The organism is Acinetobacter sp. RIT698, assembly GCF_009668065.1.
In the GTDB taxonomy this organism is placed as follows: Bacteria; Pseudomonadota; Gammaproteobacteria; order Pseudomonadales; family Moraxellaceae; genus Acinetobacter; species Acinetobacter guillouiae.
Genome location: NZ_WJYH01000001.1, coordinates 1 through 23,323, shown reverse-complemented (window position 1 = coordinate 23,323; position 23,323 = coordinate 1). Strand labels below are relative to the sequence as shown.

Annotated in this window: 29 protein-coding genes; 12 read left to right on the top strand and 17 right to left on the bottom strand. The window is 37.5% G+C overall.

What is annotated here, in order from left to right:
- Positions 1–126: 126 nt before the first annotated feature.
- Entirely contained in the window at positions 127–441 is a 315-nt protein-coding gene (locus GJV03_RS00145; protein WP_004823167.1) for a hypothetical protein, read from the top strand.
- Positions 442–497: 56 nt separating this feature from the next.
- Here GJV03_RS00145 and GJV03_RS00140 read toward each other — a convergent pair whose 3' ends face one another.
- Both GJV03_RS00140 and GJV03_RS00135 read right to left on the bottom strand, forming a co-directional pair.
- Positions 498–1,256 (bottom strand): nitroreductase family protein, encoded by a 759-nt coding sequence (locus tag GJV03_RS00140; RefSeq protein ID WP_105713601.1) that lies wholly within the window; start codon positions 1,254–1,256, stop codon positions 498–500.
- A 97-nt stretch (positions 1,257–1,353) separates the two neighbouring features.
- A complete protein-coding gene (locus GJV03_RS00135; protein ID WP_105713602.1) occupies positions 1,354–2,154 on the bottom strand; it encodes an enoyl-CoA hydratase-related protein in 801 nt (266 codons plus the stop codon).
- A gap of 101 nt (positions 2,155–2,255) precedes the next feature.
- On the opposite strand from GJV03_RS00135, the gene GJV03_RS00130 reads away from it, so the two are divergent.
- On the top strand, positions 2,256–2,822 hold the full coding sequence (locus GJV03_RS00130; protein WP_034612542.1) for a nicotinate-nicotinamide nucleotide adenylyltransferase: 567 nt from the start codon (positions 2,256–2,258) through the stop codon (positions 2,820–2,822).
- Positions 2,823–2,884: 62 nt separating this feature from the next.
- Positions 2,885–3,448: a YceI family protein gene (locus tag GJV03_RS00125; protein ID WP_004717213.1), complete on the top strand. Its 564-nt coding sequence runs from the start codon at positions 2,885–2,887 to the stop codon at positions 3,446–3,448.
- Positions 3,449–3,540: 92 nt separating this feature from the next.
- Here the strand turns inward: GJV03_RS00125 and GJV03_RS00120 are convergent, their stop codons facing one another.
- A complete protein-coding gene (locus tag GJV03_RS00120; protein WP_004717212.1) occupies positions 3,541–4,452 on the bottom strand; it encodes a LysR family transcriptional regulator in 912 nt (303 codons plus the stop codon).
- A gap of 97 nt (positions 4,453–4,549) precedes the next feature.
- Between GJV03_RS00120 and gstA the strand changes: the two genes are divergently transcribed.
- The 3 genes from gstA to GJV03_RS00105 are packed head-to-tail and all read left to right on the top strand — an operon-like array spanning position 4,550 to position 5,761.
- Positions 4,550–5,155: a glutathione transferase GstA gene (gene gstA / locus GJV03_RS00115; protein ID WP_105713604.1), complete on the top strand. Its 606-nt coding sequence runs from the start codon at positions 4,550–4,552 to the stop codon at positions 5,153–5,155.
- A gap of 11 nt (positions 5,156–5,166) precedes the next feature.
- Positions 5,167–5,367 carry a 2-hydroxymuconate tautomerase family protein gene (locus tag GJV03_RS00110; protein ID WP_154129191.1) on the top strand — a complete coding sequence of 67 codons (201 nt, stop codon included), beginning with the start codon at positions 5,167–5,169 and terminating at the stop codon, positions 5,365–5,367.
- Between the two features lie 19 nt (positions 5,368–5,386).
- The gene (locus tag GJV03_RS00105) at positions 5,387–5,761 is read left to right on the top strand and encodes a nuclear transport factor 2 family protein (RefSeq protein WP_154129190.1); all 375 of its coding nucleotides are present in this window, start codon (positions 5,387–5,389) and stop codon (positions 5,759–5,761) included.
- Positions 5,762–5,800: 39 nt separating this feature from the next.
- On the opposite strand, the gene GJV03_RS00100 is transcribed toward GJV03_RS00105, so the two are convergent.
- Entirely contained in the window at positions 5,801–6,691 is an 891-nt protein-coding gene (locus GJV03_RS00100; protein ID WP_004717203.1) for a LysR family transcriptional regulator ArgP, read from the bottom strand.
- Positions 6,692–6,872: 181 nt separating this feature from the next.
- On the opposite strand from GJV03_RS00100, the gene GJV03_RS00095 reads away from it, so the two are divergent.
- On the top strand, positions 6,873–7,472 hold the full coding sequence (locus GJV03_RS00095) for a LysE/ArgO family amino acid transporter (RefSeq protein WP_151957152.1): 600 nt from the start codon (positions 6,873–6,875) through the stop codon (positions 7,470–7,472).
- A gap of 154 nt (positions 7,473–7,626) precedes the next feature.
- Here GJV03_RS00095 and GJV03_RS00090 read toward each other — a convergent pair whose 3' ends face one another.
- The 6 genes from GJV03_RS00090 to dapD form a co-directional block, all read right to left on the bottom strand.
- Positions 7,627–8,088, bottom strand: a complete 462-nt coding sequence (locus GJV03_RS00090; protein WP_154129189.1) for a peroxiredoxin — start codon at positions 8,086–8,088, stop codon at positions 7,627–7,629.
- 9 nt (positions 8,089–8,097) lie between these two features.
- Entirely contained in the window at positions 8,098–8,790 is a 693-nt protein-coding gene (locus GJV03_RS00085) for a diphthine--ammonia ligase (protein ID WP_004717197.1), read from the bottom strand.
- 65 nt (positions 8,791–8,855) lie between these two features.
- Complete coding sequence (locus GJV03_RS00080) at positions 8,856–9,266, bottom strand: hypothetical protein (protein ID WP_004717195.1); 411 nt, start codon at positions 9,264–9,266, stop codon at positions 8,856–8,858.
- A gap of 13 nt (positions 9,267–9,279) precedes the next feature.
- Positions 9,280–9,951 (bottom strand): 7-cyano-7-deazaguanine synthase QueC, encoded by a 672-nt coding sequence (gene queC, locus GJV03_RS00075; RefSeq protein ID WP_004717194.1) that lies wholly within the window; start codon positions 9,949–9,951, stop codon positions 9,280–9,282.
- Positions 9,952–9,987: 36 nt separating this feature from the next.
- Positions 9,988–10,698, bottom strand: a complete 711-nt coding sequence (queE, locus tag GJV03_RS00070; protein WP_004717192.1) for a 7-carboxy-7-deazaguanine synthase QueE — start codon at positions 10,696–10,698, stop codon at positions 9,988–9,990.
- A gap of 109 nt (positions 10,699–10,807) precedes the next feature.
- On the bottom strand, positions 10,808–11,629 hold the full coding sequence (gene dapD / locus GJV03_RS00065) for a 2,3,4,5-tetrahydropyridine-2,6-dicarboxylate N-succinyltransferase (RefSeq protein ID WP_034612558.1): 822 nt from the start codon (positions 11,627–11,629) through the stop codon (positions 10,808–10,810).
- A gap of 305 nt (positions 11,630–11,934) precedes the next feature.
- On the opposite strand from dapD, the gene carO reads away from it, so the two are divergent.
- Complete coding sequence (carO, locus tag GJV03_RS00060; protein ID WP_004717188.1) at positions 11,935–12,678, top strand: ornithine uptake porin CarO; 744 nt, start codon at positions 11,935–11,937, stop codon at positions 12,676–12,678.
- Between the two features lie 87 nt (positions 12,679–12,765).
- Here carO and GJV03_RS00055 read toward each other — a convergent pair whose 3' ends face one another.
- From GJV03_RS00055 to GJV03_RS00025, 7 genes are all read right to left on the bottom strand, one after another.
- Positions 12,766–13,983, bottom strand: a complete 1,218-nt coding sequence (locus GJV03_RS00055) for an outer membrane protein transport protein (protein WP_154129188.1) — start codon at positions 13,981–13,983, stop codon at positions 12,766–12,768.
- A gap of 253 nt (positions 13,984–14,236) precedes the next feature.
- Positions 14,237–15,166 carry a CysB family HTH-type transcriptional regulator gene (locus GJV03_RS00050; protein WP_004717184.1) on the bottom strand — a complete coding sequence of 310 codons (930 nt, stop codon included), beginning with the start codon at positions 15,164–15,166 and terminating at the stop codon, positions 14,237–14,239.
- Between the two features lie 55 nt (positions 15,167–15,221).
- A complete protein-coding gene (locus GJV03_RS00045) occupies positions 15,222–16,283 on the bottom strand; it encodes a sulfate ABC transporter ATP-binding protein (RefSeq protein WP_004717183.1) in 1,062 nt (353 codons plus the stop codon).
- 10 nt (positions 16,284–16,293) lie between these two features.
- Complete coding sequence (gene cysW / locus GJV03_RS00040) at positions 16,294–17,190, bottom strand: sulfate ABC transporter permease subunit CysW (RefSeq protein ID WP_004717181.1); 897 nt, start codon at positions 17,188–17,190, stop codon at positions 16,294–16,296.
- Entirely contained in the window at positions 17,187–18,020 is an 834-nt protein-coding gene (gene cysT, locus GJV03_RS00035) for a sulfate ABC transporter permease subunit CysT (protein WP_004717179.1), read from the bottom strand. The genes cysW and cysT overlap by 4 nt, the downstream gene beginning before the upstream one ends.
- A gap of 80 nt (positions 18,021–18,100) precedes the next feature.
- Positions 18,101–18,706, bottom strand: coding sequence for an alpha/beta hydrolase (locus GJV03_RS00030; RefSeq protein ID WP_154129187.1), 606 nt, complete (start codon positions 18,704–18,706; stop codon positions 18,101–18,103).
- Between the two features lie 43 nt (positions 18,707–18,749).
- The gene (locus GJV03_RS00025; RefSeq protein ID WP_004717173.1) at positions 18,750–19,760 is read right to left on the bottom strand and encodes a sulfate ABC transporter substrate-binding protein; all 1,011 of its coding nucleotides are present in this window, start codon (positions 19,758–19,760) and stop codon (positions 18,750–18,752) included.
- 163 nt (positions 19,761–19,923) lie between these two features.
- Here GJV03_RS00025 and pabC point away from each other — a divergent pair, with 163 nt between their 5' ends.
- From pabC to GJV03_RS00005, 4 genes are all read left to right on the top strand, one after another.
- Positions 19,924–20,745, top strand: coding sequence for an aminodeoxychorismate lyase (pabC, locus tag GJV03_RS00020; RefSeq protein ID WP_154129186.1), 822 nt, complete (start codon positions 19,924–19,926; stop codon positions 20,743–20,745).
- Positions 20,738–21,799 carry an endolytic transglycosylase MltG gene (gene mltG / locus GJV03_RS00015; protein WP_151957148.1) on the top strand — a complete coding sequence of 354 codons (1,062 nt, stop codon included), beginning with the start codon at positions 20,738–20,740 and terminating at the stop codon, positions 21,797–21,799. The genes pabC and mltG overlap by 8 nt, the downstream gene beginning before the upstream one ends.
- 9 nt (positions 21,800–21,808) lie before the next feature.
- Positions 21,809–22,408 (top strand): dTMP kinase, encoded by a 600-nt coding sequence (gene tmk, locus GJV03_RS00010; protein WP_004717166.1) that lies wholly within the window; start codon positions 21,809–21,811, stop codon positions 22,406–22,408.
- Between the two features lie 127 nt (positions 22,409–22,535).
- Positions 22,536–22,952, top strand: a complete 417-nt coding sequence (locus GJV03_RS00005) for a PaaI family thioesterase (RefSeq protein ID WP_004717165.1) — start codon at positions 22,536–22,538, stop codon at positions 22,950–22,952.
- Positions 22,953–23,323: the final 371 nt, after the last annotated feature.

Here is a 23,323-nt window from a genome sequence, read left to right as displayed (position 1 = left end):
ACAGTTCTGATTAAATCTTATGAATTGAGCTAACTATACACAGTTTTTTTCTAACGAAAACCAAATAAAAAATAAATAAAAGTAAATGCGAACAAAGCTATAATCGAGTTTTTGAACATAAAATAAATGCTTAAATTGATCTACTACGTTCCAGAATCACACCTTGAAGCAACCAAACTTGCAATTTTTCAAGCAGGAGCGGGTGGTATTGGTGATTATGAACATTGCGCTTGGCAAGTGTTAGGAACAGGGCAATTTAAACCGTTAAGCGGTGCAAAGCCTTTTATTGGTGAGTTAGATCATTTAGAGCAATTGCCTGAATGGCGAGTGGAAACCATCGTTCCTGAACACAAGGCCAAACAAGTGGCAATCGCTTTAAAAGCAAGTCATCCATATGAAGAACCTGCTTTTGAGTTTATTCAAATGATTGATATTGAATAATAGTTTAAAAATCTCAACCCTCTTCTGAACAAAAAGGGGGTATTGATTAGCTAAAATTAAACTTTTTGAATAAACAAATCACGATCAAAACGGTATTGTGGGAAGAATACGCCATCTTCAGCACGTTCACCGGCACTAATCACCATGACTGGAAATTCTTTATCACCTAGATTAAGGATCTTGCGAACTAAGGGTTCATCAAAACCTTCCATCATGCAACTGTCAAAACCGTAAGCACGTAAAGCCAATACCAAGTTTTCACAAGCCAAGGCTGTCGTTTTACTTGCCCAAAGCTTTGCATCAGCTGGGTTAAACGCAGTCACAGGGAGTTGTTTATCTAAAGTGCGTGCAACTTTAAAAGCCACTTTTTTAAAGTTACCTAAAGCATTCAGATAACCTGTTTTATAGTTATATGCGATAAATTTATAATATTGTTTTACTGCTCTTGGCGCTTCAGGCATTGGGAAATGGGTTAAATTGTTTTTTGCCATTTCATCAATACGGTCAATACGTGCCACACATACAATCAGTTCTGCTGCTGTTTTTGCTGATAATTGGCTTAAACAAGCTTTGACTAATTTATTCTTTTTCGCTTGAGACTGAACCACATAGAACGTCCAAGGCTGTAGATTTGATGAGTTTGGTGCCAATAAAGCTAAATCTAAACAAGCATCTAAAACATCGGCAGGAATTTGCTTTTCAGTGTATTTACGTACTGAGCGACGACTTTCTATGACTTTACGGAAATTTTCAATATCGATATCTTGTGGAGCGGGTTCGTAATAGCGCTTCTTGGTCGTTGTATCTTGTGACATGATCTTACCCATAATTAAATGAACTGTTTTATTGGATGCAAAATGAGCAAAGCCACTGAATAATAGTCATGCAGTGGCTTTGGTCAGATTCACTCAATTAATTAAATTGAGAGAAGTTTGGCTTACGCTTTTGCATAAATGCAGCAACGGCTTCAGCCATTTCAGGTGATTTAACACGTTGCATAAAGATCACCGCTTCATCATCCACGCATTGAATAATCTCTTCAAGATTATGTTTCATTAACGCTTTGGTTTGCTTGATTGAAGCCAATGGAAGTGCTGCAAGAGTTTGTGCTTGATGCAAAGCGTGTCCATATACATCGTCTTCAATACTATTGATTAAGCCAGCATTGAGTGCTTTTTCACTGTTAAATTTTTGCGCAGTTAACAGCAATTCAGCCGCTTTATGATATCCCGCTTGTTGAATCAACAGTTTACTTGAAGCACCTTCTGGAGAAAGTCCTAAGCTGACAAATGGAATTTGGAATAGGGCAGTATTGTCTGCATAAACGAGGTCAGCATGTAAAAGTACTGTTACTCCGATCCCAATCGCTACACCACGGACTGCACAGATCAATGGTTTAGATAAACGTGCAGCAGATTTTAATAATACAAATGGAGGACCATCGCCTTCTTTACCTTCAAGTGGTTGTTGAATGAAAGCCATAAAGTCTTTCATATCATTACCCGCACTAAAGTCAGCATCTGCACCACGTAAGATCACCACACGAACATCACGCTCTTGATCAGCTTCATCTAAGGCTTTTGCAATCCATAGATACAATTCACCATACAGTGCATTTTTTGCTTCTGGTCGATTAATTGCTAAAGTCAGTACACCATTCTCTAAATTTGCGTTTAAATGTTGATGTGGCTGTTGAATACAACTAAGTGTCATCGTACTATCCTTGCTTTAAAATTTAATTGGATTTTATGCCCTCATTATGTCGCATATTTGAAATTCTGTTGCAACTGATGAGTTCATAAAAAATTACTTTTATGACTTATAAATTTGATTATCTTGTTTATATTGGACGTTTTCAGCCCTTTCATCTCGCGCATATGCAAACCATTAAAATTGCATTACAACAAAGCCAATATGTAATTTTGGCCTTGGGTTCTGCGCAAAATGAACGGAATACTAAAAATCCTTTTCTGGCATCAGAACGGGAACAAATGATTTTGTCTAATTTTTCTGAAGCGGATCAAAAACGAATCAAATTTGTACATGTTATTGATGTTTATAACGATACTAAATGGGTGGAACTGGTTAAGTCCTTGGTTAATGCTACTGTTCTAGAGACCGATAAGATTGGTTTAATTGGTCACTTTAAAGATGATTCATCTTATTACTTAAAACTATTTCCAGAATGGCAAATGGTTGAGTTGGATAGTTTAGTCGGCTCTATCTCTGCGACCCCGCTACGTGAAGCGTATTATCGTGGTGAAATTTATCAGGTCGAGTTTCCTTTGGGCACAGCTGAGTTTTTAGAGAAATTTCAAAAAACGGAAATTTACCAACAATTAAAGTACAAATACCAAACGCAAGACAAATCAAATCTTTAATGTTTTTTGTGTGCATTGCAATACACTGAATAGAAATATATAGAATATGAATGGAGTATTGCATGCAGTTTAAATCAGTCGCTATAAACGGGGCTTTATTGGGTAGCTTCGTTATTTCGATTTCAAGCTATGCAGCGTCTTGGACATTGACCCCCAATAGTGATGTTGGATTTCATATCGACTCATTGGGTATGAACATTGTCAAAGGGCAGTTTAAACGTGTTCAATCTTCTCTTAACTTTGATACGAGCACTCCGCAAAAGGCATCTACTGAATTTGTGATGGATGTAAATAGCCTAAGCATTAATAAATCTTCCTTGAAAAACATGATTATGGGTGAAGACTTATTTTACGCTGCTAAATATCCTTCCGCTTCTTTTAAAAGTACGGCATTTAAACCGCTTGCTAATAATAAATATCTAATTTCAGGTAATTTAACCTTGCGTAATGTCACTAAGCCTGTAACTTTTAATGCGACAATTAAACCCAATGTAAATAATTCAAAATTGCTGGATTTTAGTTCTACTACAGTCATAAAGCGTAGTGATTTCGGAATGAAAAAAGCTGTGGGTGGCGTTGGAGAAAAAGTGAATATCCAAGTGTCTGGGCAGTGGAAAGCACAATAGAAAATATCAGACCTAGAAAAGATCAAAGATAGAAAAGACCAGGGTGCGTTATTTTTTTAATCTCATCGTTATTTCGAGCCTGTTTTTTAAGTCTAATATTTTAGATGTTCAATTAAAAAATCAATGAATAAGCGGATGTGTCGTTGTTCATATTTATTTTTAGGATAAAGCAGGGAAAATTGTCGTTGAGTACCTGAATATTGTTGTAGGACTTCGACCAGCTTTCCTTGTTTTAAATCATTTTCAATAATAAAACGACAGGTTTGCAATAGGCCACCACCATGTTGAGCTAAGGTAATGGTCGCTAAAATATCTTCACTGCAATTCAAGTGTCCTTGGGTTTGAATCTCTACAACTTCATTTTCAATGAGCATAGACCAAGGCACTTCTTTTCCTGTGCTAGGTAAGATAAATTGAATACATTGATGATGCTGTAAATCGGCAATCTCAGTAGGTGTGCCATGTTTCTTTAAGTATTCAGGAGAGGCGACAATCAGCAAGTCGGCTTTTTCTAAACAACGAGCAATTAAATTGGATTCAGGCACATTACGCCCCCGAATTGCAAGATCAAAACCTTCCGTAATGAAATCTACATTTTTATTGGTGAGCTGTATATCCAAGTTAATTTCTGGGTAAAGCTGCTGAAATTTAGGTAAGAGAGGTAGAACTCTAAAGTGACCAAAAGGTGTTGGTAAACTCATCCGAATTGTTCCAGAAGGTTGAGCTGATTTATTTTTTAATCTTAATTCAACCTCAGCAATTTGTTTGATTGCCTGCTGACATTCTAAGAAATATTCCTCACCCGCTTGGGTTAAACGAACATTGCGTGTTGTTCGATTAAACAATTGAATTCCTAAGCGACCTTCTAAACGAGCAATTGATCGACTTACCGCTGCGGGTGTTAAACCAGCTTGATAGGCAGCCTTGGAAAAACTTCGCTGTTCTGCAACGAGACAAAATATTTCAACACTACTCAACATTGTTCGTTTTAATGTTGTGTTCATTATATACACCATGTAATAACTGAATTGATATTGTGAGTATTTATTGTTCATGATGTTAAGAATAGCATGAAGTTAAAGCAACTTAAGGAATAAGCAGATGCAACTTTTTTACACAGCGGGTGCATGTTCACTTGCCCCTCATATCGTATTACAAGAAATTAACCAAGACTTTAATTTAGTGAATGTTTCTTTTAAAAATCACCAAACGGAACAAGGTCAGGATTTTTTGAAAATTAACCCGAAAGGTCAAGTGCCATTTTTAATCAGTGATGATGGCTTGCATTTGAGTGAGGGTGCGATCATTAGCCAGTATTTGGCTGAGACTGCTAAACGTAGTGATTTATTACCTACATTTGGCGATTTAAAGCGCTATAAAGTATTGGAGTGGATGAACTACATTAGTTCGGAATTACATAAATCGTATGCACCATTTTTTCAAAAAGGGTTTGATGATACGAGTAAAAATATTTTCAAAGAGAAATTATTAAAACAATACACATGGGTAGATGAGCAAATTCATGATTCAGAAAATCTGTTGGGGCAAGGATTTACCATTGCAGAGATTTACTTATTTGTTGTGACTCGTTGGGCAACATTTATCAATTTGGACTTAAGTCATTTGAAATCTTTACAAGCTTTTATGGAGCAAATGCAACAACATCCATCTGTACAAAAAGCAATGAAAGCTGAAGGTCTTCTTTAGGAGAAACATCCATGCCATATATTCTAATTCAAGTGACAGATGAAGGGGTGACTCAAGCGCAAAAGAAGCAATTGATTCAAGGTGCAACTGAGTTGTTGGTGAATGTGTTGAATAAGGATCCTGCAAAAACATTTGTAGTGATTGATGAAATGCATACCGACAATTGGGGGGTGGCAGGGCAAACTGTAACAGATATACGCCAAAAATCATAAAGACAATGGAGAGTATATTATGGCTAAAACATTAGAGGATATACAGCAACTTATTCAATTGTATTTTGACGGTTTATACAACTGTGATATTGCTAAATTGCAGCAAATTTTTCACGCTAAAGCATGTTATGTTTCTGCAGTTGAAGAGCCACTGGTTATTTTAACGATGTCTGAATATTTTGCTATTGTTGAAAAGCGCATTTCTCCTTCATCTTTAAAGCAAGTAAGAAAAGATAAAATTTGTTCCATTCAAATACTGAGTGAAACTACCGCAGTTGTAAGCTTGGAATGTGTCATTGAACCAAAGTATTTTTATGATGTTTTAACATTGGTTTTTAGTGAAAATCGCTGGTGGATTATTTCTAAAGTTTTTCATTATAAATTATTAAAATAAGATACTTTAATTTGGGTCAAGTCGTAGCTGCTATAAAGCTTAATCCAAAATAGATTGAGTATTACTAATTAAATCCAATGTGAGTTTTTCCAGTTGTTTAGATTGTTGTTTCCAATGATGCCAATATAGATGTAAATCAGTTCTTGCTTTGGGCATGATTTCAAGTAATTGTCCTGTTGCTAATTCTTTTTGAATTTGCATTTTAGGCACCATGCCATAACCTAAATCGAGCAAAATTGCATCCACAAAAGATGTTGCAGAAGGAATAAAGTGGCATGGATAACTGTTTGGCATTAAGCCAAAAACGTGTTGTAAAACTTCGGCATGTACATGGTCTTTATCATTAAAAATAACAGCAGGGATATGCCGTAACGTTTCACGTTGAATGCCATGCTGAAAGTAAGTGTGGATAAAATTCGGTGTAGCAACCATCCTATAAGTCATTTTACCTAAATGAATCGCCTCACAGCCTTTCATTGGTTTCGATTCGGTCGAGATACAGGCATTGACCAATCCCGCTTCAAGAAGGTGATGGGTTTGGGTTTGATCATCAATTTTTAAGTCTATAACAATTTTTTCTGTGAGTAAGGTGTGTTGAATTGTGGGTAATAGCCACGTCACCAATGAATCGGCATTAGCCGCGATATTTAATTTAAAAAATTGTGATTGTGAGCTTTGCCCTTGAAGATTCTGAATTAAATTTTGTTCCATCAATCGATGATGTTGCAGGAAAAGTAACACTTCCTGACCTGCTTGAGTGACTTTACATGGTCTTTCTCGAATGATCAGCACTTGCCCAAGTTGTTTTTCCAAAGTTTGCAAACGTAGTGTTACCGCTGATGCTGTTATATTTAAACGAATAGCAGCTTGCTCAAAGCTACCTGTTTCGGCAACCGCTAGAAAAGCTTCACTATGCTTACTTTGTAACATGCTGATCCTCTAAAAAAATGGGCGTTTTTTATATAAAGATATAAGTTATTTTAAAAATGTCACATCATGATTAACTAAGAAAAACTTAGCTAAGATGATATTTATTTATAAATACTCATTTAAAGAGATAAGTTTGGATAATAGCATAGTTCATTCAAAACTTTAAAAGTGTAGTTTTAAAATGTTGCAAAGTTATATGCAGGGGTTGGCTGTTGGGTTTAGCCTGATTATTGCAATTGGCGCTCAAAATGCGTTTGTACTCAAACAAGGTTTAAAGAAGCAACATGTATTTTGGGTTTGTGTGGTCTGTGCCGCATCTGACTCGATTTTAATTTTATTAGGTGTACTTGGATTTTCAAAAGTCATTCAAACGCATCCAGAGTTTGTCGATTGGGCAAAATATTTTGGAGCAACGTTTTTATTGGTCTATGGGGCGCAACATTTTCTACAAGCTTTTAGAACATCGACAGGTTTAAAACCGAGTGAAAAAAATGAATCCAAGCTGATGAAAATGCTTCTGATTTGTTTAGCTTTAACTTGGCTTAATCCACATGTTTATTTGGATACAGTGGTTTTAATTGGTTCTATATCGACAAAGTTTGAAACTACCGCACTTTATTTTGCGATTGGTGCAGTAACAGCATCGTGGTTATTCTTCTTTAGCTTAGGTTTTGGTGCACGCTTTTTACTCCCGGTTTTTCAAAATCAACGCGCATGGCAAATATTAGATTTTATTATTGCATTGGTTATGTGGGGAATTGCAATCTCTTTGCTGCTTTGATTGGTATTGTTGGATCAAGTCAGAGTAATGATCTTTTTATGAGGAAAGAGGGAACAATCTATATCGGGCTTGAGGATGTTCTCAATAAGAAGATTTAAAGTCCCTGACTCGTTTAAAGTCATGTTAACTTTAGAGCGAGTAGGGACTTTTGCAGTTAAGCTTTTTGTAGTGCTTTTAAGTGTTCTAAAACTTGTTCAGCATGTCCAGCCGCTTTAACTTTACGATACTCTTTAACCAGTTTGCCTTGATGATAAATAAATGTTGAGCGCTCAATCCCCATCACTTGTTTACCATACATATTTTTTTCTTTAATCACATCAAAGTGTTTACATAATACTTCTTCTTTGTCACTGATCAGATTAATGGTCAATGCTTGCTTCTCCGTAAAGTTTTGATGTGCTTTTACAGAGTCACGAGATACACCAATGATGGTGGTATTTAAAGCATCAAATTGATCTTTTATACAAGAGAAACCAACCGCTTGAGTGGTACAGCCAGGTGTAGAATCTTTTGGATAAAAATATAAAACTAACCAATCTGTAGAGAGCTCGGTGAGGTTGATTTCACCCGTAGTCGTTGGGAATTTCTGATTTGGAAGTTGTATTTGTTCAGTCATTGTTTGTCCTTAAATGCTGTTGTGTTTAAGTTCAAGTGCTAAAAAGGCATAATTTTCATGATAGAGAATATCACCTTTATTCAGTAAAAGCGGCTTTTTAAAAATTGGACCATCTATCAGTGTGGTATGAAATTCACCAGCTTCACCACATGGATCAATCCCACGTTCGATTAATTCATCCACAAAATCAGCTGTTAAAACTCTACCCAAATCTTCAACCCGCATACCGAGGTTTAAATTAATCGTCACAATGATGCTGACAAAACCCAGTTGAATAAATTCACCTACAATGTCGAGCCGTGGTTTTTGCCATAATGGCATGCATAACTGTAATTGGCTTTGCTCACAGACAGATTGGTTCCATTGCGCATGTCCAATCAGATCAATATCACCGGTAACAAGTGCTTCTGCACCCAACTGTTTGGCTTGATTGAGAAGATTTACAAATTGATGTTCATAGTCATTCCACGTGGCTGATGCTTTAAGTATAGGTAAACCAATCAGCTCTGCTTGGGCATCAATGATATCAAGTGGCATGGCATGAGAACGAGATCTTTGTCCGTGTTCTTCTAACATGACAATGAGAGCTACGGCTTGCCCACTTTGCAAAGCGTGATATAAAGCCAGGCTACTATCTTTCCCGCCACTATATGAAGCAACAAATTTTTGTTGCTGTATCACAGTATTCCATTGGTCCTGCATATGGTTTTGTATCATCCAATTGTAAAAAGAGCCTGCATGGGCAGGCTCTTTGCAATGAGAAGAAATTATTTCTTCGCTTGTGCAGCTTTCATTGCTTCTTCAGTTAAGGTTTTTAATTTACCTGTTAACTGAGGACCAAAACATGTTTGAAGGTCTTGGTTATTTTTTTGAACGAAAGCAAGTGTTGCTGGGCTTTTCTTTTGGTTAATGGCACTTTGGATTTGCCATTTTTGATCGTTGGTTAACTTACCATCAGATTCAACAGCACAGCTACAGTATTTGCTTACTTCAGCAGACGTTAATTTACCACCTTTAGCTGTTTCTGTTTTACACACGCCAATAAGTGCAGATTTAACATTTGCGCTTTTATAGGCTTGTTGAACTGCATTTGATTCAGCAGCAAAAGCCGTAGATCCCATTAAAGCCGAAGCTGAAAATAAAGCAGAAAGAATAAGACTTGATTTTAAATTTTTCATAAACAGTACCTTGTTATTGCGGTATATAACGTGTTGGGTCTGCAATACCTGCATCCTTAAAACCTTCTTTACGAAGTCGGCAGCTATCACATTTGCCACAAGCACGTCCTTGGTCATCTGCTTGATAGCATGAAACCGTTTGACTATAGTCTACGCCATGTTCGATGCCTAAGCGTATTATATTCGCTTTGGATAAATGTAACAGAGGTGTTTCAAACTTAAGAGGTTTTCCTTCTACACCGACTTTCGTTGCAAGACGAGCCATGTTAGCAAAGGCCTCGATAAACTCTGGGCGGCAGTCAGGATATCCTGAATAATCAACAGCATTGATACCAATCACGATCGCTTGAGCATCAAAAACTTCTGCTGCTGCAAGTGCATAAGACAAGAAAATGGTGTTACGTGCTGGAACATAAGTTACAGGAATACCATCTGTTTCATGATCAGGGACATCAATGTTAAGGTCTGTAAGCGCTGAACCACCTAAATTACCTAAATCGATATTAATCACACGATGTTCTACACCTGCACGTTGCGTTAAAGCGCGGGCTGCATCGAGTTCAGTGGTAGAGCGTTGACCATACATAAAACTTAGGGCAATACAGTCATAGTTTGCTTGAGCCCAAGCCAAACACGTCGTTGAGTCTAAGCCACCAGATAATAAGACTACGGCACGAGGGCGCATATCCAACTCTCCAAATATTAATAATTGACGATAAATTTAACGACCAGTTTCATCGTTCCAAAGCAATTTATGTAATTGCAACTGGAAGCGAACAGGGAGATGGTCTTCTAAAATCCATTGTGCTAAATCGCGTGCAAGCTGAGGCAAGCGTGCCGCACCTTTTTCCACTGCAAAAGCAGGAGAAAACCATACTGTGCTGACTTTTTGCGCTAAAGCGTATTGTTCAACTTGCTGTTTAGACCACTCATAGTCTTCACGATTACAAATCACAAATTTGATTTGATCATGTTGAGTTAAATGATCAAGATTGCTGAGTAAATTCCGTGCAACCTCACCCGAAGTTGGGGTTTTTAAATCTAAAACTTTTGAAACACGTGGGTCGACTTTAGAGACATCTAAAGCGCCGCTGGTTTCTAAAGAAACTTCACAACCTAAATCTGCTAAACGTTGCATTAAGGGTAAGGCATTGGGCTGAGCGAGCGGTTCGCCACCTGTGACACAAATATAAGGAGTTTTATAATCTAATGTTGTTTGAATTATTTGGTCAAGCGATTGGCGTTCGCCACCTTCAAAAGAATAGGTGGTATCGCAATAGGTACAGCGTAATGGGCAACCTGTTAAACGAATAAAAACAGTCGGTAAACCCGCAGTGTTGGCTTCACCTTGCAATGAATAAAAAATCTCCGTGATACGCAGCCCCGCAGACGGATCAGAAACAGGAATAGTCGAAGAACGAAGAGAATTCATGAAATTTACCACAGATTACAAAATGAAAAATCTCTACGATCACGATTGACCGTAGAGATGAGAAGCGATTGCTACGCTAGATAACTAAAATTCCACGAGGGAATATAAATTAGTCTTCGCGAAGCAATTCGTTCAAGCTTGTTTTAGCACGCGTTTTAGCATCAACTTTCTTGACAATAATTGCAGCATATAAGCTATATGTACCACATTTAGATGGTAGGCTGCCTGAAACAACGACAGATCCAGCTGGTACACGACCATAATGGATTTCACCTGTTTCACGGTCAAAAATCTTAGTCGATTGACCAATGAATACGCCCATTGAAATAACTGAGCCTTCTTCAACAATCACGCCTTCAACGATTTCAGAACGTGCACCAATAAAGCAGTTATCTTCAATGATTGTTGGGTTTGCTTGAAGTGGTTCAAGAACACCACCAATACCTACACCACCTGAAAGGTGAACATTTTTACCGATTTGAGCGCATGAACCTACAGTCGCCCATGTATCAACCATTGTGCCTTCATCTACATAAGCACCAATGTTTACATAAGAAGGCATCAATACGACATTTTTCGCTTGGAAAGAACCTTTACGCGCAACAGCAGGTGGTACAACACGTACACCAGCAGCTTTAAATTGTTCTTCAGTCCAACCAGTAAATTTAGTCTCTACTTTGTCATAGAAACGAAGATCACATGATTCAATTGGCTTGTTATCGTTTAATTTAAAAGACAATAAAACAGCTTTTTTCAACCATTGGTGAACAATCCATTCACCGTCAATTTTTTCAGCTACACGAAGTGTGCCGTTATCTAAGCCAGCAATGGCTTCTTCAACAGCTTGACGTACTTCAGCAGGACAATCTACTGCTGTAAAGTTGGCACGGTTTTCAAACGCTTGTTCAATGATCGTTGAAAGCTGAGACATGATCTTCCTTCCCAAAAAATTTTAAAAGATTCTACACCAAATTGGACTCAGATTAGATATAAAATCTAGTTTCAATCGAAAAAACTAATCTTATAATTTAAAATAAAACAACCAAATAAATGAATTGTTAAGTTTTTATTTAATTTATTTCGTTTAAAAACAACAATTAATATCCAATTGTATCAAAAAATAACAAAAAGTAATCAATTTCCCTATTAATTGTGCGGAGAGAATCACATATGATCGTTTCGAGTCCAACACATTAATGATTAAAGAACAAACTCTATTTTTTTGAGGAGACATAAATGAAAGTGTTAAAATTATTGGCTGTTACAGCTGCATTATCTGCTTCTGGTTTAGCAATGGCTGATGGGTCTGTTGTTGACCAAGGTTATGCATTTGAAGCAAACCAATTAATCCCTACAGGCGCTCGTCTTGAAGTCGGTACAACTGGTTACGGTGGTGCTTTACTTTGGACTGCTAACCCTTATGTTGGTTTAGCATTGGGTTATAACGGTGGTGATATTTCTTGGTCTGATGATTTAAAAATCAATGGATCTAAGTATGACTTAGACATGGACAACAAATTAGCGTATTTAAATGCTGAAATTCGTCCTTGGGGTGCAAGCCAAAATGTTTGGGCTCAAGGTCTATATGTTGCTACTGGTGTAGGCTATGTAGATAATGAATATGGATTAGAGCGTCGTATTTCTCAGGGTCGTAATTTCTCTGTGAATAATACTGATTTTAATGCTGCATCAGATGTTCAGATAAAAGGTAAGCAAAAATACGATAACCAATTTGCACCATATGTAGGTTTTGGTTTTGCTCCAAAAATCAACAAGAACTTCGGTGTATTTGGTGAAGTAGGTGCATACTATACAGGTAATCCTACTGTTTCACTGCAACAAATAAGTGGTACAGACCAAGTAAATGGTAATGGCGATCGATTAAGTGATGCTATCCGTGGTGAAGAAAATAAAATTTCAAATGATGACAAATATAAATGGTTACCAGTTGGTAAAGTGGGTGTAAGCTACCACTGGTAATTTATTGATTATCATGTAATAAAAACGAGCTTCGGCTCGTTTTTTATTTTGAACTTGGTATTTTTGATAGCTGAATTTTTAGATGAATTAAAAGCGATAGCCAACTCGAATTCCATGTGCAAAAGCATCATTATGGCCCACTTCAGATAAAGTTGAGTTTTGGACAATTGAAGTATTGGCATCTAAGTTGCTAACTTTTGCTTTATTGAATTTAAAATATTTAACACCATAAGAAATAAAGCTCTGAGGATTGATGTTATATAAAGCACCCAAGCCTAAAGCATAAAAGCCATCAGAAGGATTTAAGGTTCCAGCGGGATTATCATTGCCTGAGTCCCATGAAATATCTGTAGTGGCAACCCATTGTTGTGAAAATATATGCGCAAATCCAAGCTTTGCAGACCATTCATCCTTGTTATAATCAATCAGATTAAAAGGTTTGATGAGTTCAGGGTATTGTTCTGCAGCAATCTTAACCACTGCACCAAATTGTCTAGGTTGAATTTCAAAATCTTTCCAATTGACCCACCTCAAATTGCCATAAAGAATATTCGATGACGTTAAACCTGTCTGAAGATCCAGATTGACGGATTGAGGCGTGGTGATTTGTGTTTTAGCAAAAGGAATAATACTTAAAGCTTGCGCTGAAACATCCTCAGTGATTGCAGATTGATGATTGATCTTGGAACGATAGGTAATCGCAGTTTTTACTGCATACTCTGGAATTTGATAGCTTAAACCTGCAAGCCAACCATGACCTGAACTTTGTTTTAGCTGTGCATGATAGCCACTCATCGCTGAATAGTTTGCTCCAAAGACTTTGAGTTCACCCTCGAACTGTTGATAAATGCCACCAGCATATATATTCCAATTCGCACTAGGCTGATAACCCAATAACATCGAAAGATTTTGGCTTTTAAAATTAAATTGACCAGCTTCTAAAAGCTGCTTTCCAGCATAGCTTTGCGGGCGATATTCATAACTAAGATCCACACCATAAGGCTGATCATAAATCAGCCCAAATGAAAGTTGTGGGGCAATTTGTAGTTTTGCAGCAGCATTGACAAAATGGTAGTTATTTACAAGATTTCCCGTTGAAAAATCTTCAACGCCGAGTTGTTTGAATTGCTCATGTTGAGGTAGTTGCCCTGAAACATCTGCATAGAGCTCTGCATAAGACAATTCTACATAATGATTCGGTTCTAAAAAAGCAAGGATAGACTGGTCTGATTTCTCCATACCTGCGGCATGGCTAAAAAGAGGAACAAAACTTCCAAGGGTTAAGCCCCAAGCAATAGAATTCATTCATTCCCCCCGAAATAAATTGATCAGTGATAAAGATAAGACTAAATTTTATACTAAAAAGGCATGCTTATAGTAAAATATTAAATAAAATCAAATAGATTAATTATTCTTAAGAGTTTGTGTTTTATTTTTAAATGATAAAAAAGAGAGCCGTAGCTCTCTATCTTTGATCGTCATGACTATTCGATGGTTTATTTATTGACGATTTATTCCTCGATGACTTAATTTTTTTCTTAGTCATTTATCTCAAAGTTTAATCATCAGGATACGCAATTTTTTTCAATGCTTTGATATCGGCTTCTGGAGAGCAGAGTGAAATAAACTCATAGCCATAGCCACGAAGTAAGTGCCCTTTACGAACCGCAATCCATGTCGTATTTAAACCAAAAATATCAGTATCGATTTGTTTTAGACGTTTATCGCGTTCTGTGTCATAAGCGACATCATTGACAATACCGACACCCATTCCCAGTTCAACATAGGTTTTGATCACATCGGCATCCAGTGCTGACATGACGATATCTACATCTAAATTGGCATCTTCAAATGCTTTATCAATTTTAGAACGTCCTGTAAAACCACCGTGGTAGGTGATAATTGGAAATTCAGCCAATTTTTCTAAGGTAATCTCTTTAGGATTAAGCTTAGTCAGTGGGTGATCTTGTGGCGTGATAATACTGTGTTTCCAGTTATAGAAAGATACACTGCCCAAATTATCTTCAGTGGTTAGTGATTCAGTTGCAATACCGATATCAGCCAAACCAAGCAATAACATTTCAGAGATTTCAACAGGACTGGCTTGTTGCAAAATCAAATGAACTTTGGGAAATGCTTTTTTAAATAAATTGACAATCGGTGGTAACACATAACGTGCTTGTGTATGTGTTGTTGCGATTGTAAGCGTACCTTCATCAACTTTATTAAAATCATCAGCAAGACGTTTAATATTGTCAGCATCAATAAGCATGCGTTCAACAATACTCAACAATGCTTGACCAGGTTCTGTCAAACCTAATAACCGTTTGCCTTTACGAACAAACAGCTGTACACCCAATTCATCTTCTAAATCTTTAATATGCTTACTGACACCAGATTGTGAAGTATAAAGTGCAGCAGAGGCTTCGGTTAAGTTGTAATTTTGACGAACTGTTTCTCGGATAATTCGTAATTGTTGAAAGTTCATGATGTTCGATACCTCAAATGTGGATGAATAGGGGTAATATTCATCCTGTCGTCGATTACGCGACTTGATTTTCAAATAGGTGAAGTGTAGATGCACTTACCCAAACTGTTTGATTTGGTCGATATTGATGTAATTTTGCTTCATCAGGATTTAAAGCAATTTCAATCAGTTGTCCTTGACGATCTTGTAACTCTGCCATGACTTTACCCGCAATCCACAACTCACGTAAGAAGGTTGCTTGAATTGTATTTTCAGTCGGTTGCGTGTGAATTTTTAATTCATTTGGGCGGGCAAAGGCAATCACTTTACCATTGGCAGTTTGTGTAGCCGAAGGCAGTTGGATGCGATCTTCACCAATTTGAATGATGCCTTGATGGTTTTCACCTTCAAAACGGTTTGCTTGACCTAAAAAGTCAAATACAAACGGAGTTGCTGGTTTTTCATAAACTTCACGCGGTGAACCAATTTGTTCAATATCACCTTTGTTCATCACCACGATTTGATCAGCAACTTCTAAGGCTTCTTCTTGGTCATGGGTTACAAAGATTGACGTGATATGTAATTCATCATGTAAAGTCCGTAACCAACGGCGTAATTCTTTACGTACTTTGGCATCCAATGCACCAAAAGGTTCATCTAAGAGCAATACACGTGGTTCAACAGCCAAGGCACGTGCCAATGCAATACGTTGACGTTGACCACCAGACAATTGCGCTGGATAACGATCTGCTAAGAAACCAAGTTGTACCAAATCCAATAAACGGGTAACACGTTTTTTGATTTCAGTTTCATTTGGTCGAGTCGCCTTTGGACGAACACGTAAACCAAATGCAACATTGTCATAAACAGTCATATGACGGAACAGTGCGTAATGCTGAAATACAAAACCAACTTGACGTTCACGCACGTGAATATTGGTTGCATCTGTACCTTCAAGGATGACTTGTCCTCTATCCGTTGATTCCAAACCAGCAATAATACGCAGTAATGTGGTTTTACCACAGCCAGAAGGACCAAGCAGGGCAACCAATTGACCTTCTGGAAAATCTAGCGATATGTTTTTAAGTGCATGGAATGCACCGAAGTTTTTTTCAATATTTTTAACTTGAATACTCATGTGCAATTCCTTAAGAAACAGTTGATTCTTTACTTTCGCGATCTTGTTTTTCTTGGCGATATTCAACCCATGTTTTTAAAATCAAGGTAATGATGGCCAAAAATGCTAACAATGTTGAGACGGCAAAAGCAGCACTAATCGAATTTGGTTCGTTATATAAAATTTCAATATGCAACGGCAAGGTATTGGTTTCACCACGAATATGGCCTGAAACCACAGATACTGCACCGAATTCACCCATGGCACGTGCATTACACAAAATCACGCCATAAATGAGACCCCATTTAATATTTGGAATGGTAATTTTCCAAAAGGTTTGCCAACCCGAAGCACCGAGCACAATTGCAGCTTCTTCTTCTTCTGTTCCTTGTGCTTCCATCAATGGAATTAATTCACGTGCAACAAAAGGAACAGTAATAAATACAGTTGCGAGGATAATGGCCGGTGTCGCATAGAGGATTTTAATATCATGTTCAATTAACCATGATCCAATCCAACCTTGTGAGCCAAAGATCAAAACCAGCATTAAACCAGCAATGACGGGTGAGACTGAAAATGGTGTATCAATAATGGTGGTTAAGAATGATTTTCCACGGAAATTAAACTTGGCAACACACCATGCTGCTGTAACACCAAAAATCACATTCAAAGGTACTGCAATGGCTGCAGTCAATAATGTGAGTTTGACCGCAGATAGGGTATAAGGATCAACCAGTGAAGCAAAGTAGACTTGAATCCCTTGTTTAAATGCTTCAACAAAAATAAGCACCAACGGTAGAATTAAGCAGCCTAAAAAGAAAATCAGACCAATAATTAGTAGGGTATTACGTACCCAGGCAGGTTCACGTGTCGCATCACGAGATTGCAGTTTTTCAGCCAAAGCATTGCTGTTGGTATTTAAGCTCATCGTGCGGTTCTCCCAGTACGGCGACTTGCCCAAGCTTGTACCAAGTTAATCAGGAACAAGATAAAGAAAGAAATCACCAGCATCACCACTGCAATTGTCGTTGCACCTGCATAATCATATTCTTCAAGACGGGTAATGATCATTAACGGAGCAATTTCAGTTTCGTAAGGAATATTGCCTGCAATAAAGATGACCGAACCATATTCACCCACACCGCGAGCAAATGCCAATGCAAAGCCAGTCAGTAAGGCCGGAAACAAAATCGGTAAAATGATTCTTGTCACGATCTGAAAACGATTTGCACCCAATGCAGAAGCGGCTTCTTCTAGCTCAGTTTCAAGATCACTTAAAACTGGCTGTACTGTACGAACCACAAAAGGAATACCAATAAAAATTAAAGCAAGCGTAATACCTAGTGAGGTATAGGCAATTTTAATCCCTAAAGGCTCGAGCAAGTGACCAATCCAACCTGTTGATGCATATAAAGAGGTTAACGCAATACCTGCGACCGCTGTAGGTAATGCAAAGGGTAAGTCCACCAATGCATCTACTATACGTTTACCAGGAAATGAATAACGGACTAAGCACCAAGCCAATAAAAAGCCGAAAATGACATTGATCAAGGCTGCAATCAGGGCGGTGGTAAAACTGAGCTGTAATGATTTTAAAATACGTTCAGAGCTCAAGATTTCCCATAAACCATCCCAACCTACGCCTAATGATTTTATGAATACGGCAGACAGTGGTATCAGTACGATTAATGATAGATACGCTAGGGTGAAGCCTAGTGAAAGACCAAAACCTGGCAGCACTCGGGATCGCTGCGACATGATGACTCCTCAAAAGAGAGAAAGCTTATTGAAATCAATAAGCAAATTTAAAACGATTTTGCAAGCTTAAAAGGCAATGATTAAATTGCAAATTTAAATAACAACTTGTTGTCATCAGTATTACTGATAAAGAAGTTTTGCTTATCAAAAATTAAATGATCATAAATTTCAGGAAAGTGTCCAAAGCCTGATGCAACATTGATATGCCCAACCTGACCTAAATTTCGAGGCCTAATTTTCCACGCTTTCGCAAGCTTCTGTGCATCTTCAAAATTTAACCAAGGATCATTTTCAGAAATAATCATTTCAGCAGGGACCGTAATTTTCAACTCATGAAAATAAGCTTCATAGTCACTGATACTGTTTCGAGCAAAACCAGCCTCACCAAAACGTGCTGGATTAGCTGGTGCAACTAAAATAATTTTTCTTACTTTAGCTACAATTTCAGGATGCTGAGCCAAAGCAGCAACCGTGGTTAAACATCCGAAACTATGTGCAACAATTTGAACAGGTTGCGTAGCATTGACGACAGTCGCAACAAATTGGGCAATCCAGTCTTTAAGAATAGGTAAATTCCAATCCTGTTGTTGTACGCGCGAGCAAGACATGAGTTCACGTTGTAATTTAGATTGCCAGTGATCGTAATCACTACCACCAACGCCTGGAACAATAATTGTATGAATCATGTCTATGCTCCTGTTTCCTTTCGCTTAAGTTTATTTTAAACAGTTATTTGCTGCTTGCATTGGCTTTTACGATTTGATCAAAAACACCATTATTTTCAAAATGTTGCTTTTGAACTTTAGTCCAACCGCCAAACTCTTTATCAATTGTGACCAATTTTAACGGTTTGAATGTTGTCGAATACTTTTGCAAGATTGCTGCATTACGCGGACGGTAGAAGTTTTTCGCTGCAATGTCTTGACCAGCAGGTGAATACAGATAATTTAAATATGCTTTTGCTAAGTTTAAGTTACCGTCTTTTTCAGCATTCTTTTCAACAATTGCGACAGGTGGTTCTGCCAAGATCGATAGTGATGGGGTAATGATTTCAAATTTACCTGGTTGTTCACGTGTAGATAAATACGCTTCATTTTCCCAAGCCAATAACACATCACCAATGCCGCGTTCTGCAAATGTCGTCGTAGAACCACGTGCACCAGAATCGAGTACTTTAGTTTGTTTATAAATTTGACGTACAAACTCTTGTGCTTTTGCGTCTGAACCATATTTATGTTTTGCCCAAGCCCATGCTGCTAAATAGTTCCAGCGTGCTCCACCTGAAGTTTTAGGGTTTGGTGTTACAATTTCTACACCTGGTTTTACCAAATCGCCCCAGTCTTTGATGCCTTTCGGGTTACCTTTACGGACGAGGAAAACGATTGTTGATGTGTACGGTGTAGAGTTTTGTGGGAATTTCTTCTGCCAGTCTTTTGGCAATAAATTTGTATTTTGTGCAATCGCATCGATATCTGCGGCCAATGCTAAAGTCACAACATCTGCTTGCAAACCATCAATAACCGCACGCGCTTGTTTACCAGAGCCACCATGTGATTGTTTAAACTGGATGTCTTGACCAGTTTTAGATTTCCAAAACGTTGCAAATTGTTTGTTAAAATTATCGTACAATTCTCGTGTTGGATCATAAGATACATTTAAAAAATCTTTTGCAGCAACGCTGAAAGATGTGGTTGAGATCAGTACTGCTGCCACAGCGAATTTAAGTTTAGAGAACTGCATTTTTTTGCCCCATTTAATTCTGAAGTTCGGTAAGATGGAGTGAGCATAACGCTAGTCTTTATCCATAAAAAATAATAAAAAACGAATTTTATATGAATAAAAGAGAAAAAGAAAATGCTTATATTGCTTATAGTATTCGTGCAAAGCCATAGGAAATTGCTTAATGATCTGTTTTAAAAATGCTCAATTTGTTGATTCTATTTCACTTTTAGATCGAGCATTTCATTATGGAGATGGTTGTTTTACCACAGTACGATTACATCAAGATGTTATGGAGTTGGAACTTTTACATCGTGCTCGATTGAAGTTGGCGGCTGAACGTTTATTTTTAGATGTGAATTTTGAGTTATTGGATCAGACTCTGGAATGTTTAAGACAAAAAAATGGAATATTAAATGGCACATTGAAGGTTATCATTAGTCGGGGTGATGGTGATCGTGGTTATGCGATGCCTGAGCATGAGGCCGATCTTTATGTGGTTTATTATCCAAAAACAACTGCATGCTTCCAGCCTGAATTAATTCACAGTGGTGTATTAGATCAAGCAATTGGTTTATTGATGCCGAATTTGGTGGGTTTAAAAACCTTAAACCGTTTAGAACAAGTGTTACTAAAAAAAGAAGCTCAAGCAAAAGGCTGGTTAGAAGCATTAGTCACAGATGTACAAGGTTCAGTTGTTGAAGGTGTGAGCAGTAATTGTTTTATTCGGATAAACAATAGATGGATTACGCCTGAACTTCGTTATAATGGCGTACATGGTGTGATGCGTGCCGAAATTTTGTCACGGATGCATTATTATGGTGTCACCTGTGAACAGCGTTTTATCGATATGGATGAAATTCGACATTTTCAAAGCCTGTTCTTTTGCAATGCCCTCAGTCCAATGAAAGTGGTCGAAACGTTGAATCATCAACATCTAGACACTCAATCCTGTGTTGAGTTATTTAATACTTTAAATTTAAGTCAGTTTAATTCTCATGCCTAAAACCAAACCTAAGCCAAAATCTAAAAAGAAAACTCAAGCCCAAGTGAGCAATAACATCTATAAAGGCATTGCGATCGTTCTGGTTGTTTTTTTGATTATTACTGCAATCATTTTAAAAATGAGTATTTTTAAAGCGTATCCAGTGACGGGTCTAAAACAAAAGCTGTCTATTTCAAATGGTGAAACCTATACCGGTTTTATTGATCAATTGGCCAAAGAAGATAAGGTCAGTTTTCCAATCATTCTTAAGCTTTATCGGAAAATTTTCATTCATGACACCATGAAAGCTGGTGTGTATGAAGTCACTAAAGGTATGAATGTACGCCAAGTATTAGAAATGGTTTCTAATATTGAAAATGCCCAGATGAGTCGACTTTTGGTGATAGAAGGGACGACAACGAAGCAATTAATTCAGTCATTAAAAAAAGATCCATTGGTTGAAAAATCGGTGATTCAGCTTCCGAGTGGTGAAATGCTGAAAGCCTTAAATATTCCTTATGATCACCCAGAAGGTTTATTTGCACCTGATACTTATTTCTTTGATAAAGGTGCAACTGATAAGCAAATCTTGACTGACCTGTACCAACGTCAAATGAAAATTTTAGATGAAGCTTGGGAAAAACGCGCGCCAGATTTACCTTATAAAAATAAATATGAAGCCTTAATCATGGCATCGATTATTGAAAAAGAAACCAGTGTAGACAGCGAGTTACGTCAGGTTTCAGGTGTGTTCTATCGTCGTTTAAAACTGGGCATGCGTTTACAAACCGATCCTACCGTGATTTATGGGATGGGTGATAAATATACGGGTAAGATTTCAAAGCAGGATTTACGTACTCCGACTGCTTATAATACATATACGATCAATGGTTTACCGCCAACACCGATTGCTTTACCCAGTAAAAAAGCCATTGAAGCAACGATGCATCCAGATAACTCTGAAAACATTTACTTTGTTGCCACCGGTAATGGTGGGCACAAATTTACAGCCAATCTGAATGATCATAATCGTGCAGTGCAAGAATATATTCAAGTTATGCGGTCTAAGAATTAAGGAATGAGCATGTTTATAAGTTTTGAAGGTACTGAAGGTGTAGGAAAAACCACGCTCATTCAAAAGTTATTTGATTACTTTCAACAACAAGGTCAACAGGTTGTATTAACACGTGAGCCTGGCGGTACGCCTTTAGCTGAACAAATCCGTTCATTATTGCTGTCTGTTAATCATGAAGAACAGATGAGTAATGACACTGAGTTATTGCTGATGTATGCAGCACGAGCACAACATTTGGCAGCTGTGATTTTACCTGCCTTGGCAGAGGGCAAGATTGTACTGTGTGACCGTTTTGTCGATTCAAGCTTTGCTTATCAATGTGCTGGTCGCGGGTTAAGTCGAGAGAAGTTACAACTGCTCAATGAAAATTTTGTCTCTAAAATGCCAGATATTACTTTTTGGTTGGATGCGCCAATTGAATTGGGAATGAACCGTGCACGTGCGCGTGGTGCCTTAGATCGCTTTGAACAAGAAAAAGTGGTGTTTTTTGAATCGGTACGCAGTGGTTTTTCTGAAATTCATTTGCGTGATTCTCAACGAATGAAACGTTTAGATGCGACTCAAGCACCAGAGCAAGTATTTGCTGAGGCGTTGAACTACTTAAAATAAATACCAATCAATCCTCTACATAAGTGAAATTGAGCAATTTATTCTGTTGATTTGAATGATAGCGTTAATGTTTTGGACCGAAAAAGTCTTTATATTGTTTTAGGTCAAGGATATAAAGACTTTAATTATGAAAAGCTCGAAAGCTGAAATCGTAGAATTCTTACAGCAATTTTTTTCACCTAGCTTACAACGTTGTGAAATTGAAGAAGTAACCGAAAAAGGGGCTTCTTTGGTTTGGCATGTCAGTGATCAAGATATACGACCAGGTGGAACTGTTTCAGGTCCAACCATGATGGCCTTGGCCGATTTTGCACTCTATGTTGCGATTATGGGTGAAATTGGTTTAGTTGGTTTGACGGTTACGACCAATATGAATATTAATTTTTTACGCAAGCCAACGGGTGGTGTTGATATTCGTGGCGTGTGTAAATTGATGAAAGTGGGTAAAGCTTTAATTGTAGGTGAGGTCTGGATTTATTCTTTAGGTTCGGATGATCCTGTTGCACATGTGACAGGAACTTATTCTGTTCCACCACAAAAATAAAGCATTTAGGGATTATAAAAATGCGTATTGGGTGAATTTTTTTAATCCCTGCTGTGTTTCCTGATGGTGTTTTAATAATCACTATTTTTAGTGATGGTTAAATTGTTTTGATTATCAAGCTATATTCTTGGTTATAGCGTCATTAACAATAGACTTCTTACGTTAGTCCTTTTTAAAGCCATAGATCATCATAAAATCCCCCTCATCCTAGCCTTCTCCCAAAGGGAGAAGGGACTTTCAATACCAATCTGATTCACTCAACATGGTCATTTTTTGATTTATGAAAGATCTTTAATGGGTACTTAGATCATGTATGGGCATGGAATCATGAATATCAAAAACAATAATAAATAATCAATTGTATTGATTGA

Bases quoted from the DNA above. Each gene is read 5' to 3' on its own strand.
- GJV03_RS00135 (WP_105713602.1), bottom strand. From the start codon at position 2,154: ATGACACTTAGTTGTATTCAACAGCCACATCAACATTTAAACGCAAAT.
- GJV03_RS00050 (WP_004717184.1), bottom strand. From the start codon at position 15,166: ATGAACTTTCAACAATTACGAATTATCCGAGAAACAGTTCGTCAAAAT.
- GJV03_RS00110 (WP_154129191.1), top strand. From the start codon at position 5,167: ATGCCATATATTCTAATTCAAGTGACAGATGAAGGGGTGACTCAAGCG.
- carO (WP_004717188.1), top strand. From the start codon at position 11,935: ATGAAAGTGTTAAAATTATTGGCTGTTACAGCTGCATTATCTGCTTCT.
- GJV03_RS00045 (WP_004717183.1), bottom strand. From the start codon at position 16,283: ATGAGTATTCAAGTTAAAAATATTGAAAAAAACTTCGGTGCATTCCAT.
- GJV03_RS00145 (WP_004823167.1), top strand. From the start codon at position 127: ATGCTTAAATTGATCTACTACGTTCCAGAATCACACCTTGAAGCAACC.
- GJV03_RS00085 (WP_004717197.1), bottom strand. From the start codon at position 8,790: ATGCAGGACCAATGGAATACTGTGATACAGCAACAAAAATTTGTTGCT.
- GJV03_RS00005 (WP_004717165.1), top strand. From the start codon at position 22,536: ATGAAAAGCTCGAAAGCTGAAATCGTAGAATTCTTACAGCAATTTTTT.
- GJV03_RS00090 (WP_154129189.1), bottom strand. From the start codon at position 8,088: ATGACTGAACAAATACAACTTCCAAATCAGAAATTCCCAACGACTACG.
- pabC (WP_154129186.1), top strand. From the start codon at position 19,924: ATGATCTGTTTTAAAAATGCTCAATTTGTTGATTCTATTTCACTTTTA.
- GJV03_RS00105 (WP_154129190.1), top strand. From the start codon at position 5,387: ATGGCTAAAACATTAGAGGATATACAGCAACTTATTCAATTGTATTTT.
- GJV03_RS00120 (WP_004717212.1), bottom strand. From the start codon at position 4,452: ATGAACACAACATTAAAACGAACAATGTTGAGTAGTGTTGAAATATTT.
- gstA (WP_105713604.1), top strand. From the start codon at position 4,550: ATGCAACTTTTTTACACAGCGGGTGCATGTTCACTTGCCCCTCATATC.
- GJV03_RS00030 (WP_154129187.1), bottom strand. From the start codon at position 18,706: ATGATTCATACAATTATTGTTCCAGGCGTTGGTGGTAGTGATTACGAT.
- GJV03_RS00055 (WP_154129188.1), bottom strand. From the start codon at position 13,983: ATGAATTCTATTGCTTGGGGCTTAACCCTTGGAAGTTTTGTTCCTCTT.
- GJV03_RS00125 (WP_004717213.1), top strand. From the start codon at position 2,885: ATGCAGTTTAAATCAGTCGCTATAAACGGGGCTTTATTGGGTAGCTTC.
- GJV03_RS00100 (WP_004717203.1), bottom strand. From the start codon at position 6,691: ATGTTACAAAGTAAGCATAGTGAAGCTTTTCTAGCGGTTGCCGAAACA.
- cysW (WP_004717181.1), bottom strand. From the start codon at position 17,190: ATGAGCTTAAATACCAACAGCAATGCTTTGGCTGAAAAACTGCAATCT.
- queE (WP_004717192.1), bottom strand. From the start codon at position 10,698: ATGAATTCTCTTCGTTCTTCGACTATTCCTGTTTCTGATCCGTCTGCG.
- cysT (WP_004717179.1), bottom strand. From the start codon at position 18,020: ATGTCGCAGCGATCCCGAGTGCTGCCAGGTTTTGGTCTTTCACTAGGC.
- GJV03_RS00130 (WP_034612542.1), top strand. From the start codon at position 2,256: ATGACTTATAAATTTGATTATCTTGTTTATATTGGACGTTTTCAGCCC.
- dapD (WP_034612558.1), bottom strand. From the start codon at position 11,629: ATGTCTCAGCTTTCAACGATCATTGAACAAGCGTTTGAAAACCGTGCC.
- mltG (WP_151957148.1), top strand. From the start codon at position 20,738: ATGCCTAAAACCAAACCTAAGCCAAAATCTAAAAAGAAAACTCAAGCC.
- tmk (WP_004717166.1), top strand. From the start codon at position 21,809: ATGTTTATAAGTTTTGAAGGTACTGAAGGTGTAGGAAAAACCACGCTC.
- GJV03_RS00095 (WP_151957152.1), top strand. From the start codon at position 6,873: ATGTTGCAAAGTTATATGCAGGGGTTGGCTGTTGGGTTTAGCCTGATT.
- GJV03_RS00025 (WP_004717173.1), bottom strand. From the start codon at position 19,760: ATGCAGTTCTCTAAACTTAAATTCGCTGTGGCAGCAGTACTGATCTCA.
- GJV03_RS00140 (WP_105713601.1), bottom strand. From the start codon at position 1,256: ATGTCACAAGATACAACGACCAAGAAGCGCTATTACGAACCCGCTCCA.
- GJV03_RS00080 (WP_004717195.1), bottom strand. From the start codon at position 9,266: ATGAAAAATTTAAAATCAAGTCTTATTCTTTCTGCTTTATTTTCAGCT.
- queC (WP_004717194.1), bottom strand. From the start codon at position 9,951: ATGCGCCCTCGTGCCGTAGTCTTATTATCTGGTGGCTTAGACTCAACG.